This window comes from Neorhizobium puerariae, assembly GCF_042429745.1.
Classification (GTDB): domain Bacteria; phylum Pseudomonadota; class Alphaproteobacteria; order Rhizobiales; family Rhizobiaceae; genus Neorhizobium; species Neorhizobium puerariae.
The window spans coordinates 16,588-33,587 of the sequence record NZ_JBHMAA010000002.1 but is presented as its reverse complement, the minus strand read 5'-3'; the positions used below and the strand labels follow the sequence as shown (position 1 = coordinate 33,587).

At 65.8% G+C, this 17,000-nt stretch carries 12 protein-coding genes; 3 read left to right on the top strand and 9 right to left on the bottom strand.

All coding sequences use genetic code 11. The features are described from left to right. Positions 1–5: 5 nt before the first annotated feature. The 7 genes from ACFFP0_RS00845 to ACFFP0_RS00815 form a co-directional block, all read right to left on the bottom strand. Positions 6–2,417 (bottom strand): circularly permuted type 2 ATP-grasp protein, encoded by a 2,412-nt coding sequence (locus ACFFP0_RS00845; RefSeq protein WP_377254676.1) that lies wholly within the window; start codon positions 2,415–2,417, stop codon positions 6–8. 9 nt (positions 2,418–2,426) lie between these two features. Next, positions 2,427–5,750, bottom strand: a complete 3,324-nt coding sequence (locus ACFFP0_RS00840) for a transglutaminase family protein (RefSeq protein ID WP_377254672.1) — start codon at positions 5,748–5,750, stop codon at positions 2,427–2,429. A 162-nt stretch (positions 5,751–5,912) separates the two neighbouring features. Further along, positions 5,913–6,377 (bottom strand): cupin domain-containing protein, encoded by a 465-nt coding sequence (locus ACFFP0_RS00835; RefSeq protein WP_377254669.1) that lies wholly within the window; start codon positions 6,375–6,377, stop codon positions 5,913–5,915. A 94-nt stretch (positions 6,378–6,471) separates the two neighbouring features. Continuing rightward, positions 6,472–7,620, bottom strand: a complete 1,149-nt coding sequence (locus tag ACFFP0_RS00830; protein ID WP_377254667.1) for an ABC transporter permease — start codon at positions 7,618–7,620, stop codon at positions 6,472–6,474. Further along, positions 7,617–8,561 carry an ABC transporter ATP-binding protein gene (locus ACFFP0_RS00825; RefSeq protein WP_377254663.1) on the bottom strand — a complete coding sequence of 315 codons (945 nt, stop codon included), beginning with the start codon at positions 8,559–8,561 and terminating at the stop codon, positions 7,617–7,619. The genes ACFFP0_RS00830 and ACFFP0_RS00825 overlap by 4 nt, the downstream gene beginning before the upstream one ends. After that, a complete protein-coding gene (locus ACFFP0_RS00820; RefSeq protein WP_377254660.1) occupies positions 8,558–9,523 on the bottom strand; it encodes an HlyD family secretion protein in 966 nt (321 codons plus the stop codon). Before ACFFP0_RS00820 ends, ACFFP0_RS00825 begins: the two co-directional genes overlap by 4 nt. Then, entirely contained in the window at positions 9,520–10,140 is a 621-nt protein-coding gene (locus ACFFP0_RS00815; protein ID WP_377254657.1) for a TetR/AcrR family transcriptional regulator, read from the bottom strand. Before ACFFP0_RS00815 ends, ACFFP0_RS00820 begins: the two co-directional genes overlap by 4 nt. A 169-nt stretch (positions 10,141–10,309) precedes the next feature. On the opposite strand from ACFFP0_RS00815, the gene ACFFP0_RS00810 reads away from it, so the two are divergent. Both ACFFP0_RS00810 and ACFFP0_RS00805 read left to right on the top strand, forming a co-directional pair. Further along, positions 10,310–12,100: an ABC transporter ATP-binding protein/permease gene (locus ACFFP0_RS00810; protein WP_377254654.1), complete on the top strand. Its 1,791-nt coding sequence runs from the start codon at positions 10,310–10,312 to the stop codon at positions 12,098–12,100. Position 12,101: 1 nt separating this feature from the next. Beyond that, positions 12,102–12,824: a DUF1003 domain-containing protein gene (locus ACFFP0_RS00805; RefSeq protein WP_377254652.1), complete on the top strand. Its 723-nt coding sequence runs from the start codon at positions 12,102–12,104 to the stop codon at positions 12,822–12,824. A gap of 25 nt (positions 12,825–12,849) precedes the next feature. Here the strand turns inward: ACFFP0_RS00805 and ACFFP0_RS00800 are convergent, their stop codons facing one another. Further along, complete coding sequence (locus tag ACFFP0_RS00800) at positions 12,850–13,560, bottom strand: alpha/beta fold hydrolase (RefSeq protein ID WP_377254649.1); 711 nt, start codon at positions 13,558–13,560, stop codon at positions 12,850–12,852. Positions 13,561–13,684: 124 nt separating this feature from the next. Beyond that, a complete protein-coding gene (locus ACFFP0_RS00795; RefSeq protein ID WP_377254646.1) occupies positions 13,685–15,751 on the bottom strand; it encodes an ATP-dependent helicase in 2,067 nt (688 codons plus the stop codon). Positions 15,752–15,912: 161 nt separating this feature from the next. Here ACFFP0_RS00795 and ACFFP0_RS00790 point away from each other — a divergent pair, with 161 nt between their 5' ends. Further along, positions 15,913–16,929 (top strand): iron ABC transporter substrate-binding protein, encoded by a 1,017-nt coding sequence (locus ACFFP0_RS00790; RefSeq protein ID WP_377254643.1) that lies wholly within the window; start codon positions 15,913–15,915, stop codon positions 16,927–16,929. The last annotated feature ends 71 nt before the right edge of the window (positions 16,930–17,000 follow it).

Sequence of the window (17,000 nt, the reverse complement as noted above, 5' to 3'; positions counted from 1 at the left end):
GGGCCTCAGCTGAAGTAAGTCTGGCCGAGAATGTCGGACAGCTTCTCCATCTCCTGTTCGAGCTTCAGGTAGACGTCCTGGTCCATGGCTTCCGGCGTCATGACCGCGAGCCCGGAATGCAGCCGCATCGCTTCGCGGTAGAAGGGCGACATCTGGCCGTTGACGAAAGCGTTCGGCAGTTGCTCCACCTCGGTGCGGATCTCGTTCAGCTGGAAGAGGATCGAGCGCGGGTTGAGCGGATCGAGCGCCAGAAGGTCGGCGACCGTCAGCCTGGCGGTGTTGACGTTGTAGCGGCGGCGATGGGTCATGACGCTGTCGCCGATCTCGAGCAGCATGTCGAGCGAACCGTCCGGCGCGTCGGGCCCGGACATGTGGCCGAGCAGGCGGGTCATGTGCAGGCCGCGTTCGAGATGGCGGCCGATCGACAGGAAGCGCCAGCCGGTGAAGCGATACATGTTCTCATGCACCAGGCCGGCGAAGCCCGCGAGCTTGCGGAGCAGGACGGTCATGGCATGCGAGGCGTCGTCGCCGGCCTGCACGGAATCGTGGAAGCGGCGGGCCGTCTTCGCAAGATCGGTCAGGGCCAGCCAGCCGTCCGGCGAGAAACGGTCGCGGATGTTGCTTGCGGAATAGATGGCGCTGTCGATATTGCGCAGCAGCGGCGTGGGAACCGCCTTCGACATATCGATGTCGATCGCCTTGAGATACCGGGCCACGTCGGCGAGCAGCGGCTGTTCCGGATCGGCGGATTCCGCATAACGGAGATGCCAGGCTCGCAGGATGCGCAGCGCCCCTTCGGCCCTTTCGATGTAGCGGCCGAGCCAGTAGAGGTTGTCTGCCGCGCGGCTCGGCAGGCTGCCCGGCATGTTGCGGGTGAAGCTTTCCTCCGGCGGCAGCAGCGTCGGCCGGGCGACCGGCTTGTCCGAGACGATCCAGACGTCGGCCGCCGTGCCGCCCGCCTGCATGGCGATCGCCGCGACGTCGTCGCCCGAACCGATGCGGGCGAAGCCGCCCGGCATGATCTGCCAGCCGTTTTCGGTGCGGGCCGCGAAGACGCGCAGCGACATGGGGCGCGGGGTGAGCTTGCCGTTGACATAGGCCGGCGTGGTCGAAAGCGTCACGACTTCCTGGCCGACGAGCTTGGCGCCCTCGGTCGCGAGCCAGTCACCGACCGTGTCCTTCGCCGTCTTGCGCAGCGAGGAGCCCAGCACCGACTGGCCGTTGTCGTCGAAGAAGGGAAGCCGCGAATAGGCCGGGCCGATGACCATCTTCCCGATATTCCTGGCCACATGCTCGCGCTCGGCCTTCTGGCCGCACCACCAGGTGGCGATGGAGGGCATGAGAGGTTCGTCGCCGAGCAGCCGCCGGCAGACGGTCGGCATGAAGGCGAGGAGCGCGCGGGTTTCCAGGATGCCGGAACCCAGCGCATTGACGATGGCGAGCGAGCCGGAGCGCAGCGCCTGCACCATGCCGGGCGTGCCGATATGGGAATTCTGGTTCAGTTCCAGCGGATCGGCATAGGAGGCGTCGAGGCGGCGCCAGAGCACGCCGATGGGTTTGAGGCCCGCGACGGTGCGGACCATGACGCGGTTGTTGACGACGGTCAGGTCTTCGCCTTCGAGCAGCATGAAGCCCAGGTAGCGGGCGATATAGGCGTGCTCGAAATAGGTCTCGTTGGCCGGACCGGGCGTCAGGACCGCGATCCGGTCTTCCGGATACTGCTTGTGGGCCTGCAGCGCATCGCGAAACGCGCCGAAGAAGGAGGCCAGCCGGTGCACATGGCTTTCGGCATAGATATCGGAAAAGGAGCGCGTGGTGGCGACGCGGTTCTCCAGCGCGAAGCCGGCGCCGGAGGGCGCCTGGGTGCGGTCGGCCAGAACCCACCAGTTGCCATCCGGGCCGCGGCCGATCTCGAAGGAGCAGAAATGCAGGTAGTGGCCGCCCACGGGTCTGACGCCGACGAGGGGGCGCAGGAATTCGGAATTGCCGGCGATCAGCGCCGGCGGCAGGATGCCTTCCTGCACCAGCTTGTTCTCGCCGTAGATGTCGGCGATCAGCGCTTCGAGAAGCTCGGCGCGCTGGATGAGGCCCTTCGAGACCGCTTCCCATTCCTTGCCGTCGATGAGGACGGGGACATGGCTGATCGGCCAGTTGCGCTCGCCGCTCCCCTGGGCGCCGTAGGTGCGGTAGAAGACCCCGGCATCGCGCAGATACCGGTCGGCGCGGGAGAAGCGTTCGTGAAGCTCCGCTTCCGGCATGCGGCCGAGATGCGCGATGAGGTTGCGCCAGACCGGTTTGATCCCGCCGCCCGCGTCGAGCATCTCGTCGGCGACGCCCGGCAGCGCGGCATAACCGAGGATGGGATCGGCGGCGATCCCGTCTTCTGGCTTACGTTCGGTTGCCGGTGTCTTGGACATCGGTATTTCTTACACTCCTAGCGGCCGGCGCAGGTCGAGCGTCAGCGGGAATTCGGGCGAGGGCGTCTCCGGCATGAGCGCATAGCGCCCCGCCGTGTGGCCCCAGGGCTCGAACCGGGCAAGCCGGCGTGCTTCCGCCTCGTTGCCGTTGACCGGGAAGGTCTCATAATTGCGACCGCCCGGATGGGCAACATGGTAGATGCATCCGCCGATCGAACGGCCGGACCATGTATCATATATGTCGAATGTGAGCGGCGTATTAACCGGCAGCACGGGATGCAGGCCGGAAGCGGGCTGCCAGGCCTTGAACCGGACGCCCGCGACCGCGGCGCCCGACGTGCCCGTTTCCTTCAGCGGGACGGCGCGGCCGTTGCAGGCGACGGTGTAGCGCGACGGATTGCCGGTCTCCAGCCTCACCTGCAGGCGCTCCACCGACGAATCGACATAACGGACGGTGCCGCCGATCGCGCCCTGCTCGCCCATGACGTGCCAGGGTTCCAGCGCCTGGCGCAGTTCCAGCTTGGAGCCTTCGTATTCCACCTCGCCGAAGAAGGGAAAGCGGAATTCGAGCTGCGCCTGGAACCATTCGGGGCGAAGATCGAAACCGTTCTCCCGCAGGTCCGCCAGCACGTCGAGGAAATCGGCCCAGACGTAATGCGGCAGCATGAAGCGATCGGCAAGCGCGGTGCCCCAGCGGACGAACCGGCCCGCTATCGGGTTCTTCCAGAATCTTGCGACCAGCGCTCGCACGAGAAGCTGCTGGGCAAGCGACATGCGGGCGTTGGGCGGCATCTCGAAGCCGCGGAACTCCACGAGGCCGAGGCGGCCGGTCGGGCCGTCCGGCGAGAAGAGCTTGTCGATGCAGATTTCCGAGCGGTGGGTGTTGCCGGTGACGTCGGTCAACAGGTTGCGGAAGAGGCGGTCGACCAGCCAGGGCAGCGGGGCCAGGCCCTGTCCGGGCGCCGGCACCTGGGCGAGCGCGATCTCCAGTTCATAGAGCGAATCGTGACGGGCCTCGTCGATGCGAGGCGCCTGGGAGGTGGGACCGATGAAGAGGCCCGAGAACAGGTAGGAGAGCGACGGGTGGCGCTGCCAGTGCAGCACGAGGCTCTTCAGCAGGTCGGGGCGGCGCAGGAAGGGGCTGTCGTTCGGATTGGCGCCGCCGACCACGACATGGTTGCCGCCGCCGGTGCCGGTGTGGCGGCCGTCGATCATGAACTTGTCGGCGCCGAGGCGGCTCTGGCGGGCCTCCTCGTAGAGCGCGGTGGTGACGTCGACCGTTTCCTTCCAGCTTGACGCCGGATGGATGTTCACCTCGATGACGCCCGGATCGGGTGCGACGCGGATCACGTTGATGCGCTCGTCCTGGGGCGGCGCGTAACCCTCGATATGGACGGGCAGTCCGAGTGCGGCGGCGGCGCGCTCCGCCGAGGCGATGAGGTCGAGATAGTCCTCGATGCTGACCGTCGGCGGCATGAAGATGCAGAGCCGGCCGTCGCGCGGCTCGATGGAGAGCGCGGTGCGGACGTGGCCGCCGATCTCCACGCCGAGGCGCGACTGCGGCAGATGGCTCTCCGAGAAGGGTTCGAAATGCGCCGCCTGCAGCGGCCGTCCGGCATCCTTTTCGAAGTCGGGCAGGGAGCCGCGCGGGATCGTCGGGTCCATGGGGTTGATGTAGGGATATTGGGCCGGCGCGATGTAGGGCAGGGAATTCAGGGGCAGGCGGTAGCCGACCGGGCTGTCGCCCGGCACCAGGAAGATGCGGCCGCGCCGCGTCGTCCATTTCTCGCTCGTCCAGCGGCGGCCGTTGGCGCGGCTGTTCCAGGCCTGGACCGGCAGGACATAACCGGTCGGCCGCGTGAGGCCGCGTTCGAACACGCGGGCGATGCGGTTTCGCTCCTCGGGGTCCTCCAGCCTCGAATTGGCCGGATCGACGTTTTCCGGCAGGCCGGCTTCCTTGAGTATCCATTCGGCCGGGTCCTCGAACGCCGGCGCGACGAAATCGGGCGCGATGTCGAGCTCGCCCGCGATCGCGGTCAGAAGGCGTTCGGCGTCATCCGCCGTCACGCCGTAATCGCGGCCTTCGCCGGCGATCAGGTCGGGCTTGCGCCAGATCGGCACCCCGTCCTTTCGCCAGTAGAGCGAGAAGGTCCAGCGCGGCAGGCTTTCACCCGGATACCACTTGCCCTGGCCGTAATGCAGGAAGCCGCCCGGCGCGAAACGCTCGCGGAGCCGCCGGATGAGGATATCGGCCTTGTCGCGCTTCGTGGGGCCGACGGCGGCGGTGTTCCACTCGGCGGATTCGAAATCGTCGATCGAGACGAAGGTCGGCTCGCCGCCCATCGTCAGCCGTACGTCCTGCGCATGCAGCAGGCGGTCCACCTCATCGCCGAGGTCGTTCAGCGCCTCCCAGGACTCGTCCGAGAAGGGCTTTGTGATGCGCGGATGTTCCGCGACGCGGGTGACCCGCATGTCGAAGTCGAAGGACGTCTGCGCCTCGCCGTAATAACCGCCGGAGATCGGCGCGGCATTGCGATAATGCGGCGTGGCGGCGAGCGGGATGTGGCTTTCACCCGTCAGAAGGCCGGACGTCGGGTCGAGACCGATCCAGCCGGCGCCGGGCAGGTAGACTTCCGCCCAGGCATGCAGGTCGGTGAAATCCACTTCGGTGCCGGAAGGGCCGTCGAGAGCCTTCAGGTCCGGCGTCAGCTGGATCAGGTAGCCGGAGACGAAACGGGCAGCGAGGCCGAGATGGCGCAGCACCTGCACGAGCAGCCAGCTCGTATCGCGACAGGAGCCCCGGGCGACCGTCAGCGTCTCCTCCGGCGTCTGCACGCCGGGCTCCATGCGGATGACGTAGCCGATCTCCTTCTGCAGCCGTGCATTGAGGCCGACGATCATGTCGACGGTCGGCTGGCCTGGCGATTGATCGATCGAGTTGACGAAGGCCTGCAGCAGCGGTGTCGCCGGCTCCGGCTTGCGGTAGATCGAAAGGTCCTCGACAAGCGTTTCCGGGTATTCGAACGGCCACTTGGTCGCCTCCTCCTCGACGAAGAAGTCGAAGGGATTGTAGACCGTCATGTCGGCGACGAGGTCGACCTCGATCTTGAACTCGGTGACCGGGTCGGGAAAGACATAGCGGGCGAGATAGTTGCCGTAAGGGTCCTGCTGCAGGTTCACGAAATGGTTCGCCGGCGTCACCTTCAGCGAATGGCTGAGCACCTTGGTGCGCGAGTGGGCGGCGGGTTTCAGCCTTATGATCTGTGGTCCGAGCCGGACGGGCTTGTCGTATTTGTAATGGGTGAGGTGATAGATGCTCGCCTTGATCGACATTGTACCCCTTGCCGGTCTTTCCAAGGGTTGTCCCCGAGACCGATCGCTGATGATTGCCGGGATTTTGTGCGCTGCACGAAAATAATGCAAGGTGGATTTCGAGGTTATCCCGAAGGCCCGGCCCCGCTGTGGCGGAAGGCGAGTGGAGCCGCGATCCCCGGTTCAGGCCGGGTCGGGGTAGGGTGAGCCGTCCTTGTGCACGAACCGGCCGTCGGCATTGGAACTCTTCATGTCCACGTCGGAGCAGGTGGTGAGGTCCGACGGGTGGCGCGAGCCGATTTCGAGGTAGATCGCCACGGCCTCCGACCTGTTGATCATGTGATGGCCATTGCCGGAGTTCTTCGGGAAGGCGGCGCAGTCGCCGGCGCGTAGCACGGTCTCGCCGCCGTCCTCCACCAGCGTCAGCTCGCCTTCGAGCACGTAGACGAATTCGTCCTCGTGCGAGTGCCAGTGGCGCTGGCTCGACCAGTTGCCCGGCGGCAGGTGCATGAGATTGATCCCGAAATCGGTCAACCCGCCGGCATTGCCGAGCCGCTGCCGTATGCGGTCCGCACAGAGCGCGTCGAAGGGAGGCGGGTAGCCCGAACCCTTGTGTTTCGGCACGGCGGCGATATCGATCCTCGGCATGGCGGTCTCCTTGCGGGCGGCGGCGGTCGGGTTCCGTCCGAATATAGCACGGCATCGGGCCACGGAGACGAAGGCGGCCGGTTCTTCGGCGCGATCAATCCAGCGTGCGGCGGAAGCGCGTCACGGCGATCGACATGGCGACCAGCATGAGGCCGGCAAGCGCCGCCGTATCGTAGGCGAGGATGCCGATGTCGGCGCCCTTCAGCATCACCGCCCTGACGACCCTCAGATAGTGGGTGAGCGGCAGCGCCTCGCCGATCCATTGCGCCCAGACCGGCATGCCGGCGAAGGGAAACATGAAGCCGGACAGAAGGATGTTCGGCAGGAAGAACATCATCGCCATCTGCACGGCCTGCAACTGGTTCGAGGCGAGGGTGGAGAAAGTATAGCCTATCGACAGGTTGGTGATGACGAAGAGCGCCGTGAGGGCGGCGAGCGAGGCCGGATGGCCGACGACCGGGACCCGGAAGACCAGCACGCCGGCGGCGATGATGATCAGTGCCTGGATCAGCCCGATCAGCACATAGGGCGTGATCTTGCCGAGCATGATTTCCAGCGGCTTGATCGGCATGGAGAGCAGGTTTTCCATCGTGCCCCGCTCCGTCTCGCGCGTGACTGAAAGCGCGGTGAAGATCAGGAGCGTCATGGTGAGGATCGTGCCGAGCAGGCCGGGCACGATGTTGAGCGTGGAGGAACCGGCCGGGTTGTAGCGCCGGTGCTGGACGATTTCGAAGGCCGGCCTGGCGGGCTCGGAAAATTCGACCTGGCGGTCGTTGGCGAGCGCGCTCGTGACGATGCCGGAGAGCGCGCCGAGCGCCGAGCTCGATGCTACGGGATCGGTGGCGTCCGCCGCCACGAGCAGGGCGGGGGTCTCGCCGCGCCTGAGCGCGCGTTCGAACCCTTCGGGGATTTCGATGACGAAGAGCGCGCCGCCGGATTCGAGCAGCCTGTCCATGTCCTCGGCGCGGGTGATGACGGCCCTGATCTCGAAGAAATCCGTGTTCTCCAGCGCCGCGAGGATCGAGCGGCCGACATCGGTGTTCTCGCGCATGAGGACGGCGGTCGGCAGGTTGTGCGGCGTCGTGTTGATGGCGAAGCCGAACAGGAAGAGCTGCATGACCGGGATCATGATCATGGTGGCGAGCGTGATGCGATCCCGGGTCATCTGGATGAATTCCTTGATCGTCATCGCCCAGAAGCGTCCGAAGGATATGCCGTCGTTTCCGTTTCCGTTCGCCGTCATCCGAAATTGTCCTCCGAACGGCGCATCAGGTCGATGAAGGCGTCTTCGAGCGTCGGCTCGTCCTTTTCCCACCGGAAACCCGTGCGGTCGCGGAAGGGCGCGATCGCCTGCCCGAGCGCCGCCTCGTCGTGGCCGGCCACATGCAGGCTGGTGCCGAAAGGGGCGATCATGTCGATGCCGGGCAGCTTTTCGAGCTCCGCCTGGAGGCGATGGACCTCGGGGCCTGAAACCGTCCAGGTGACGAGGCCGGTGCCGGCGATCACCTCGTCGACGGTGCCTTCGGCCAGCAGCTTGCCATAAGCGATATAGGCGATCTCGTGGCAGCGCTCCGCTTCGTCCATGTAATGGGTGGAGACCAGCACGGAGAGCCCCTCGCTCGCGAGCGCGTGGATCTCGTTCCAGAAATCGCGGCGCGCCTGCGGGTCGACGCCCGCCGTCGGCTCGTCGAGGAGAAGCAGCGCCGGTTCCGGCAGGATGCAGGCGCCGAGCGCCAGCCGCTGTTTCCACCCGCCGGAGAGTTCTCCCGCAAGCTGCTTTTCCCGCCCCTTCAGGCCGAGGCGCTCGATCGCCGCGCCGGCCTTGCCGCGCGGGTCGGAAAGGCCGTAGACGCGCGCGACGAATTCCAGGTTCTCGCGGATCGAAAGGTCCTGGTAGAGGGAGAACTTCTGGGTCATGTAGCCGACCCGGCGGCGGATGCGGTCGCTCTCCGTCAGGATATCGAAGCCGAGGCAGGTGCCGTCGCCGCTGTCGGGCGTCAGGAGGCCGCAGAGCATGCGGATCGTGGTCGTCTTGCCGGACCCGTTCGGTCCGAGGAAGCCGTGGATGCGCCCCTTCCTCACCGACATCGAGACGTCGTCCACCACCTTGCGACCGCCGAAGCTCTTCGTCAGGTGATGGACGTCGATCACCGTCTCGGGCGTTTCCCCGGTCGTGGCGCTCATGGCCGGGCTCCCGCCGCGACATCGACCGGCTGGCCGGGGCGGAAGGTCGAGGGGTCGGCCGGAATAGCCTCGACGCGATAGACGAGCTTGGCGCGTTCCTCCAGGCTGTAGATTTCCGGCGGCGTGAACTCCGCGGTGCCGGAGACGAAGCTGATCTTCGCATCCGCGGGCCGGCAGGCATCGCAGGCGACACGGATCGTCTGGCCGAGCGCGAGCCTCGCGATCTCGGTCTCCGGCACGAAGAAGCGGATGCGGACGTTTTCCGGGGGCAGCAGCGCCACGATCGGCCGCCCGGCCGGCACGACCTCGCCCAGCCGGTAGTAAACGGTTTCGATGCTGCCGCCTGCCGGGGCCGAGACGGACCGTTTGGCAAGTGCCGCCTCCGCTGCGGCGAGGTCGGCCCTCGCCGCGGCGACGGCTTCCCGCGCCTGGCGGAGCTGTTCGTCGCGGGCCGGCAGGTTGGCGAGCGTGATCTGGCTGCGGACGCTGTCGAGCGCCGCGCGGTTGGCGGTTTCGGTGGCGATGGCCGTATCCAGGCTGGCCTGGGTGGCGGTGCCGCGTTCGACCAGGACGCGGGTGCGGTCGAGGTCCTGCTTGGAAAGTTCCAGCCGGGCCGTGGCCTCCCGCTCGGAGGCGCGCAGGACGTCGATCTCTTCCGGCCGCTTCTGGGCGGCCTCGGCAAGATCCAGTTCGGCCTGTGAGCGGGCAAATGCTGCCCCTGCCGCGGCGACCGCCGCCGTCTCGCCCGACGATTCCAGCCTGAAGAGCGCCTGGCCGCGCTCGACCTTCCCGCCTTCGGCCACGTCGAGCGCGGTCAGGCGTCCGGTGCCTTCCGCTCCGATGAACAGCGTATTGGCCTCGACCCAGCCCTGATAGGGGCGCGGGCCGTGTCCGGCGAGCAGGAAGGGAAGCGCTGCGAGCATCGCTCCGGCGACGAGGACGATGAGAAGAACGCGTTTCACCTTGCGTCTCCTTCCGGCAGGAAGAGCGTGTCGAGAAAGACATCGAAGAGTTTTCCGGTGTCGAGATGTTCATAGCGCTCGAAGAGCGTCGTCCAGATGATCGAGGTCAAAGCCGGCGCAATAACAAGCTGCGGCACTTCGGCAATGGCGGGATTGCGAAGATCGCCGCGGCTGGCGGCCCGGGCAAGCAGGATGCGCAGCACGCCGAGGCCCCTCGAAATGATCTCGCGATGATAGAATTCGGCAACGCCGGGGAAGATCGGCCCTTCGGCCAGGATCAGGCGCAGCAGGTGGCGGCGCTCGGTCTCCAGCACGTCGCGCCTGAAGAGCGCGTAGAACATCGACAGGGCGGCACGGGGCGGCGTCGCTTCGTTGCGTGCCAGTTCCTCTATCTCGCCGAGGATGGGGGAGGCGACCCCCGACGCGAGTTCCGTGAAGAGCCGTTCCTTGTCGGGAAAATGCAGGTAGACCGTGCCCTTGGCGATGCCGGCGCGGGCCGCGACATCTTCCATGCGGGTGGCGGCGAAGCCGCGCTCGGCAAACAGGGCGAAGGCGGCGGCCAGGATTTCCGCCCGGCGCTGCTGGGGATCGCGTTTCTCCCTTCTTTTCCGTGACATGAAGCTGGTTCCATATTATGACTGACTGGACAGTCATTATCACCGACTGCATAATTTTGCAAACAAAAGTCACGAGGGCGGCTGTGGGGAGGTAGCCTTAACGATGAATAACTATGTTAAGGGTGTGAATTGATCGGCAGGCAACAGTATTGCGAAAGGGCGGCGAAGGATGGCGAACGGTAAAGCTGCGCTTCAAACCTACGAGCTTCCCCTGGGCGGCCAGCTCCGGATGATGGTCGGCGCGTTCTGGAACGCGCCGGTGCGCAATCGCGTGCTGGTGCTGACGGTGGCCCTGCTCATCGTGATCTTCTCGACGACCTATGCGACATACCGGCTGAACGAATGGAACGGGCCGTTCTACGATGCGCTGGAGCGGCGCGACATGCCGGAATTCCTGCATCAGCTCGTCGTCTTCGCCGTCATCGCCTTCAGCCTGACGCTGCTCAACGTCGTCCAGATGTGGCTGAACCAGATCACCGCGATGCGCATGCGCGAAGGGCTGGCCCGCGATCTCTCCGACGTCTGGCTGGTGCCCGGCCGTGCGCTGAAGCTGGTGAGCGCCGGCGCCATCGCCGCCAATCCCGACCAGAGGCTGCACGAGGATACGCGCATCCTGGCGGAAAACACGACGGCGCTTGCGATCGGTCTGGTGAATTCGACGATCCTGCTTGCGAGCTTCATCGGCGTTCTGTGGGCGATCTCTTCCGACTTCGCCTTCCATTTCGGCGAGCGCGTGATATCGATTCCCGGCTATATGGTCTGGGCGACGATCCTCTACGCGCTGATCGGCTCCGTGCTCAGCAATGTGGTGGGCGACCGCCTGCCGGGCCTGAACGCCGATCGTTATGCCCGCGAGGCGGATCTGCGCGCCGCCCTGATGCGCGTCAACGAGAACCTGAAGCCGATCACGCTCGCGCGCGGCGAGCGTAACGAGACCCTGCGGGTTCACCTGGCGATCGACGGCGTGCTCGAAATGCTGCGCAAGGTCGCATGGGCGCTCACCAATCTCACCTGGGTCTCGGCCGGCTTCGGCTGGCTGGCGCTGGTCGCGCCGATCATCATCGCCTCGCCCATGTATTTCTCCGGCGAGCTTTCGTTCGGCGGGCTGATGATGGCGGTCGGCGCCTTCAACCAGGTCAACCAGGCGCTGCGGTGGTATGTCAACAATTTCAGCGTCATCGCGGACTGGAAGGCGACGCTCAACCGCGTCTCCTCGTTCCGCAACGCATTGCTCGCCATGGACGTGCCGGCGGCGGAAGGCGAACTCATCGCCTATCGCGACGCGGCGGCCGGGGAAGGGATCAGCCTTCGCGGCGTCATGGTCTGCGGCGAACCGGAACGGGGCACGCTCGGCCATGGCGTCCGCATCCGGGAGGGCGAATGCGTCATCAAGCATGGCGAGCGGGTGATGATCAACGGCGATCCCGGCGCCGACCGGCACCTGTTCTTCCAGTCGCTCGCGCGCATCTGGCCCTGGGGGCGCGGCGAGATCGGCCTGCCACCGATCGAGGGGATGATCTTCATGCCACAGGAAGGCTATCTGCCGACCGCGACCCTGCGGGAGGTTATGACCTATCCCTCCGGCATGCCGGGCGCGGACGACAAGGCGCTGGCCCAGGTGCTGGAAAAAGTCGGGCTGGAACGGCTTGTCCACCGGCTGGACGAGGTCGAACGTTGGGACCGGTTGCTCGACAAAGACGAGGAGGCCGCCCTGCAGGTCGCCAACGCGGTTCTGCACCGGCCGGACTGGCTGATCATGGACGACGTCCTGGAAGGGCTGGAGCCGGAGACCCGCGAGCGGCTTCTGGCCGTGCTCTCCAGCCTGGAAAGCTCGACGCTGGTCTATATCGGCCGGTCGGAAGACTATCTGGAAAAATTCGCGCCGAAACTTTTCCATCTCGCTCCGCTGCAGGCCTATACGGAACCCGTGATGGAAGAGCAGAAGGCGGAAGAGGCGTGACATGAACAAGCATTCGCCTTCCGGCAAGACCGGGCAGTGCGTTGTCTGCGGCCGCACGTTTCCCCTGCTGAAGCTGCACAAGGTCGATCACCTGAGGCCGCATCTCTACGAGATGATCGCCGAGGAGGTTCCCGGCTGCGCCGCCGACAGCCTCATCTGCGACGAGGATCTTGCCCATTTCCGCCGTCGCTATGTCGAGAAGCTGCTCGACGAGGAACGCGGCGAGCTTTCCGAACTCGACCGGCAGGTCCTCGACAGTTTCGAAAAAGGGGTCTCGACGGTGCAGGCGAGCGCCGTCGCGATGCGCGACAGCGGCCCCACCTTCGGCGAACGGGTGGCGGACAAGGTCGCCTCCTTCGGCGGATCGTGGACTTTCATCCTGCTGTTCATCGCCGTTCTCTTCGGCTGGATGGGGCTGAACATCACCGGACTCTTCTTCGCCCAGCCGTTCGATCCATATCCCTTCATCCTTCTTAACCTGGTGCTCTCCTGCCTTGCGGCGCTGCAGGCGCCGGTGATCATGATGAGCCAGCGCCGGCAGGAGGAGAAGGATCGCCGCCGGGCCGAGAACGACTACATGATCAACCTTCGCGCCGAGCTGGAAATCCGCCAGCTCCACGAGAAGATGGACCACCAGATGGCGAGGCAATGGGAGCGGCTGGCGGAACTGCAGCAGATCCAGATCGAGCTTCTGGAGCGCCGGGACAGGCCGGACCAGGGTTGATGATGGCAGGTCTCCGGGCGATCCGTCAGCCGATGAAGTCGTGGATGATGCGGGCGATGTCGTCCGGCATTTCGAGCTGCAGCATATGGCCGCTCGCGACTTCGATCGCTTTCCAGCCCGGATCGGTGCTCAGCCGCGCGTAGATGCCGGCAAAGATTGCCGCCTGGTCGATCGTGGCCGAAACGTAAAGCCGCCTGGCGATCGCGTGGCAGGCGCCCGTCAGCCTGACCTTCTGGACCATCGTGGCGAAGGGCTGCGGCGAGCGCCCGGCCATGTAGTGCCTGAGATGTTCCGGCACGCGGGCCGAATGGCGGGCAGGCGGCGGCACGGCGACGCCGCCGTGTTCGCCGGCGAGCGCGAGATTGGCGAGGGCGATCTCCGGGCCGAGCAGATCGAGCGCCGACTGGCCGTCGGAAGGGAGGAAGGCGTCCAGATAGATCAGGCTGCGGATACGGCTTGAAAAACGGTCGGCGACGCCGGTGACGACCATGCCGCCATAGGAATGCCCGACAAGATGGAACTCTTCGAGCCCCTCCGCTTCGATGAGGCCCGAGACATCGCCGACATGGGTGTCGAGGTTGATCGCGCCCGAGAAAAGATGCGCGCGTTCGCCAAGGCCCGTGAGGCTCGGCACGAAGACCTGGTGGCCCAGCACGCGGAGCCGGTCCGCGACGGGCGTCCAGCTTGCGCTCGAACCCCAGGCGCCCTGCACCAATACGATCCTGCTGCCGGTCATCTCGATCTCCTCCCCGATCTCGGAACGAACTGCGGCCGGTTTCCCACCGGGCATGGTGCGAGTCAATGCGACAGGCGAGGGGACAAGCGGAGAAACGGGCAGGGACGAGAGGCGCTCGTCCGGATCAGCGCCACATGCCGCGCATGCGGGCGCCGACATCGACGCGGATCTGCCTTGTCTGGCGTCCGGCGGCGGTGGCGGGCGCGACGACCGGCCAGGAGGCCGTCTCGAAGAACTGCAGGAGCGTCGCCGGGATGAAGCGGGAGCGGGCGGCATAGACATGACGGTCGCCCTGCGACGCCTGCCCGTGGACGAAGAAGCGCTGCGGCGTGATGAGATGCAGGTAGTCCTTCGCCCGCGTCATCGCGACATAGAGAAGCCGGCGCTCCTCCTCGACCTCGGCCGTCGAGCCGACGCCCAGGTCGGACGGAATGCAGCCGTCGACGCAGTTCAGCAGGAAGACCGAACGCCATTCCTGCCCCTTGGCCGAATGGATGGTCGAAAGGGTCAGGTAATCCTCGTCGAGCAGCGGCGTGCCGGATTCGGCGCTCGTCGCATCCGGCGGGTCGAGCGTCAGTTCGGTGAGGAACCGTTCGCGGGATGCATAACCGCCGGCGATCTGTTCCAGTTGCAGCAGGTCGGCCTTCCTCGTCTCGGCGTCTTCGTGGATGCGGGCGAGATGCGGCTCGTACCACTGGCGGGCAAGGCCGATCTCCGAGGGCCAGCCATCGCCGCCGCGCACGGCGCCGAGCATGTCCACGAAAGCCGGCCAGTCGGCGCCGGAGCGCGGCGGCGCGGGGATTTCCTGCAGGGCGGCGAGCGGCTCGGGATCGGCGGCGATCGCGTCGAGGATCTTCCCCGCCGTCTGCGGGCCGATGCCGGGAACGAGCTGCATCAGCCGGAAGCCGGCGACGCGGTCGCGCGGGTTCTGGGCGAAGCGCAGCGCGGCCAGCATGTCCTTCACATGCGCGCTGTCGAGGAATTTCAGTCCGCCGTATTTGACGAAGGGGATGTTGCGGCGGGTAAGCTCCACTTCCAGCGGGCCGGAATGGTGCGAGGCGCGGAAGAGCACGGCCTGCTGTTTCAGGGTCATGCCAGTCTCGCGGTTCTCCAGGATCTTCTCGACGATATAGTTCGCCTGTTCGTTCTCGTCGCGCACGGCGACGAGGCGCGGGCGCTCCTCCGACTGGCGGTCGGTCCACAGGTTCTTGGTGAAGCGCTCGCGGGCAAGGTCGATGACACCGTTGGCGGCGGCGAGGATCGTGTTCGTGGACCGGTAGTTGCGGTCGAGCGTGACGATGTCCGCCGGCGGATCGAAGGAATTGGGGAAGTCCAGGATGTTGCGGATCGTCGCGGCGCGGAAGGAATAGATCGACTGGGCGTCGTCGCCGACGACCGTCAGGCCGCGGCCGCCGGGCTTCATCGCCATCAGGATCGACGATTGCAGGCGGTTGGTGTCCTGGTATTCGTCGACCAGCACATGGTCGAAGCGTCCTCCGACTTCCCCGGCAAGAATGGGGTCGCTCATCATCTGCGCCCAATAGAGCAGCAGGTCGTCGTAATCGAGGACGTTCTGGGCCTGCTTGGCCTCGACATAGGTTGCGAAGAGCTCGCGGAGCTGCTTTTCCCAGGCGGAGCACCAGGGAAAATTGAGCTTCAGCACCTCGTCGAGCGGCGTTTCGGAATTGACCGCCCGGGAATAGATGGCAAGGCAGGTGCCCTTGGTCGGGAACCGGCTTTCGGTCTTCGAGAAGCCGAGTTCATGGCGCACCAGGTTCATCAGGTCCGCGGAATCCTCCCGGTCGTGGATAGTGAAATCGGGATCGAGGCCGATCTGGTCGGCATGCATGCGCAGGATGCGCGCGCCGATGCCGTGGAAGGTGCCGGCCCAGGCGAGGGCATCGGTCATGATCGCGGAATTGGGCCCAAGCACCTGCGAACAGATGCGCTCGACGCGGCGGCCCATTTCGGAGGCGGCGCGCCGCGAAAAGGTCATGAGCAGGATGCGGCGCGGATCGGCGCCAGAGACGATCAGATGCGCGACACGATGGGCAAGCGTGTTCGTCTTGCCGGAACCGGCGCCGGCGATGACCAGCAGCGGTCCGGCCGGTCCGCCCTTCGGCACGTCCGAACCATGCTCCACCGCGCGTCGCTGCGCCTCGTTCAGTTTCTCAAGATAAGCGACCGACATTCCCGCTTCCGATGGGCTCCGTTCCCGATGCGTTCGTGTGAGCAATAGCTGATTCGTGCGTTACCGCATCCTTTCACGTATTTGGGAATGCGCTTAACTTGACCCGCCTTCTCCCCTTTCGATATGAGGACCTCGTAATTCTCTCGCGCGGAGGCGATCTTGTGAACACTTCATCCACCCTGTTTGCAGGCGTCGCCGCGCTTGCCCTTTCCGTCATCGCCTTTTCGGCGCCGGCTTCGGCGCAGGTGGCCGACAGCATCACCATCTACAATGCCCAGCACGAGGGGCTGACGAAGGAATGGGTCGAGGCCTTCACGGAGGAGACCGGCATCGTCGTGACGGTGCGCAACGGCTCCGACCTCGAATTCGCCAACCAGATCGCCCAGGAAGGCGCCAATTCCCCGGCCGACGTGTTCCTGACCGAAAACTCGCCGGCGATGGCGCTGGTCGACGGCAAGGGCCTGTTCGCGCCGGTGGACCAGGCGACGCTCGACCAGGTGCCGGAACAGTTCCGCCCGGCGAACGGCCACTGGGTCGGCATCGCCGCGCGCTCCACCGTCTTTGCCTATGACAAGACCAAGCTTTCCGGGGACAAGCTGCCGAAGTCCATGCTCGACCTTGCCGGGCCGGAGTGGAAGGGGCGCTGGGCGGCGTCTCCCTCGGGCGCGGATTTCCAGGCCATCGTCGGGGCGCTGCTTCAGCTCAAGGGCGAGGAGGCGACAGCCGCCTGGCTGAAGGGCATGAAGGAGAATTTCACCGCCTATCGCGGCAATTCCACCGCGATGAAGGCCGTCAATGCCGGGCAGACCGAAGGCGCGCTGATCTATCACTACTATTACTTCGGCGACCAGGCGAAGACCGGCGAGAACTCGAAGAATGTCGCCCTGCATTACTTCAGGAACCAGGACCCGGGCGCGTTCGTGTCGATCTCGGGCGGCGGCGTGCTCGCATCCTCCAGACACAAGGAACAGGCCCAGGCCTTCCTGAAGTGGGTGACGGGCAAGGGCGGCCAGGCGGTGCTGCGCGACGGCACGTCCTACGAATATGCGGTCGGCAAGGGCGAGGCCTCCAACAAGGCGCTGGTGCCGCTTGACGAGCTGCAGGCGCCGAAGGTCGAAGCCTCCACGCTCAACAACGCCAAGGTGACCGACATGATGACCGCGGCCGGTCTTCTCTGAAGGCTGCTGAATATGGTTGCGCGGAGACATCGCAGGGCGTACCTGCGATGTCTCGTCTTTTTCGGGTCGTC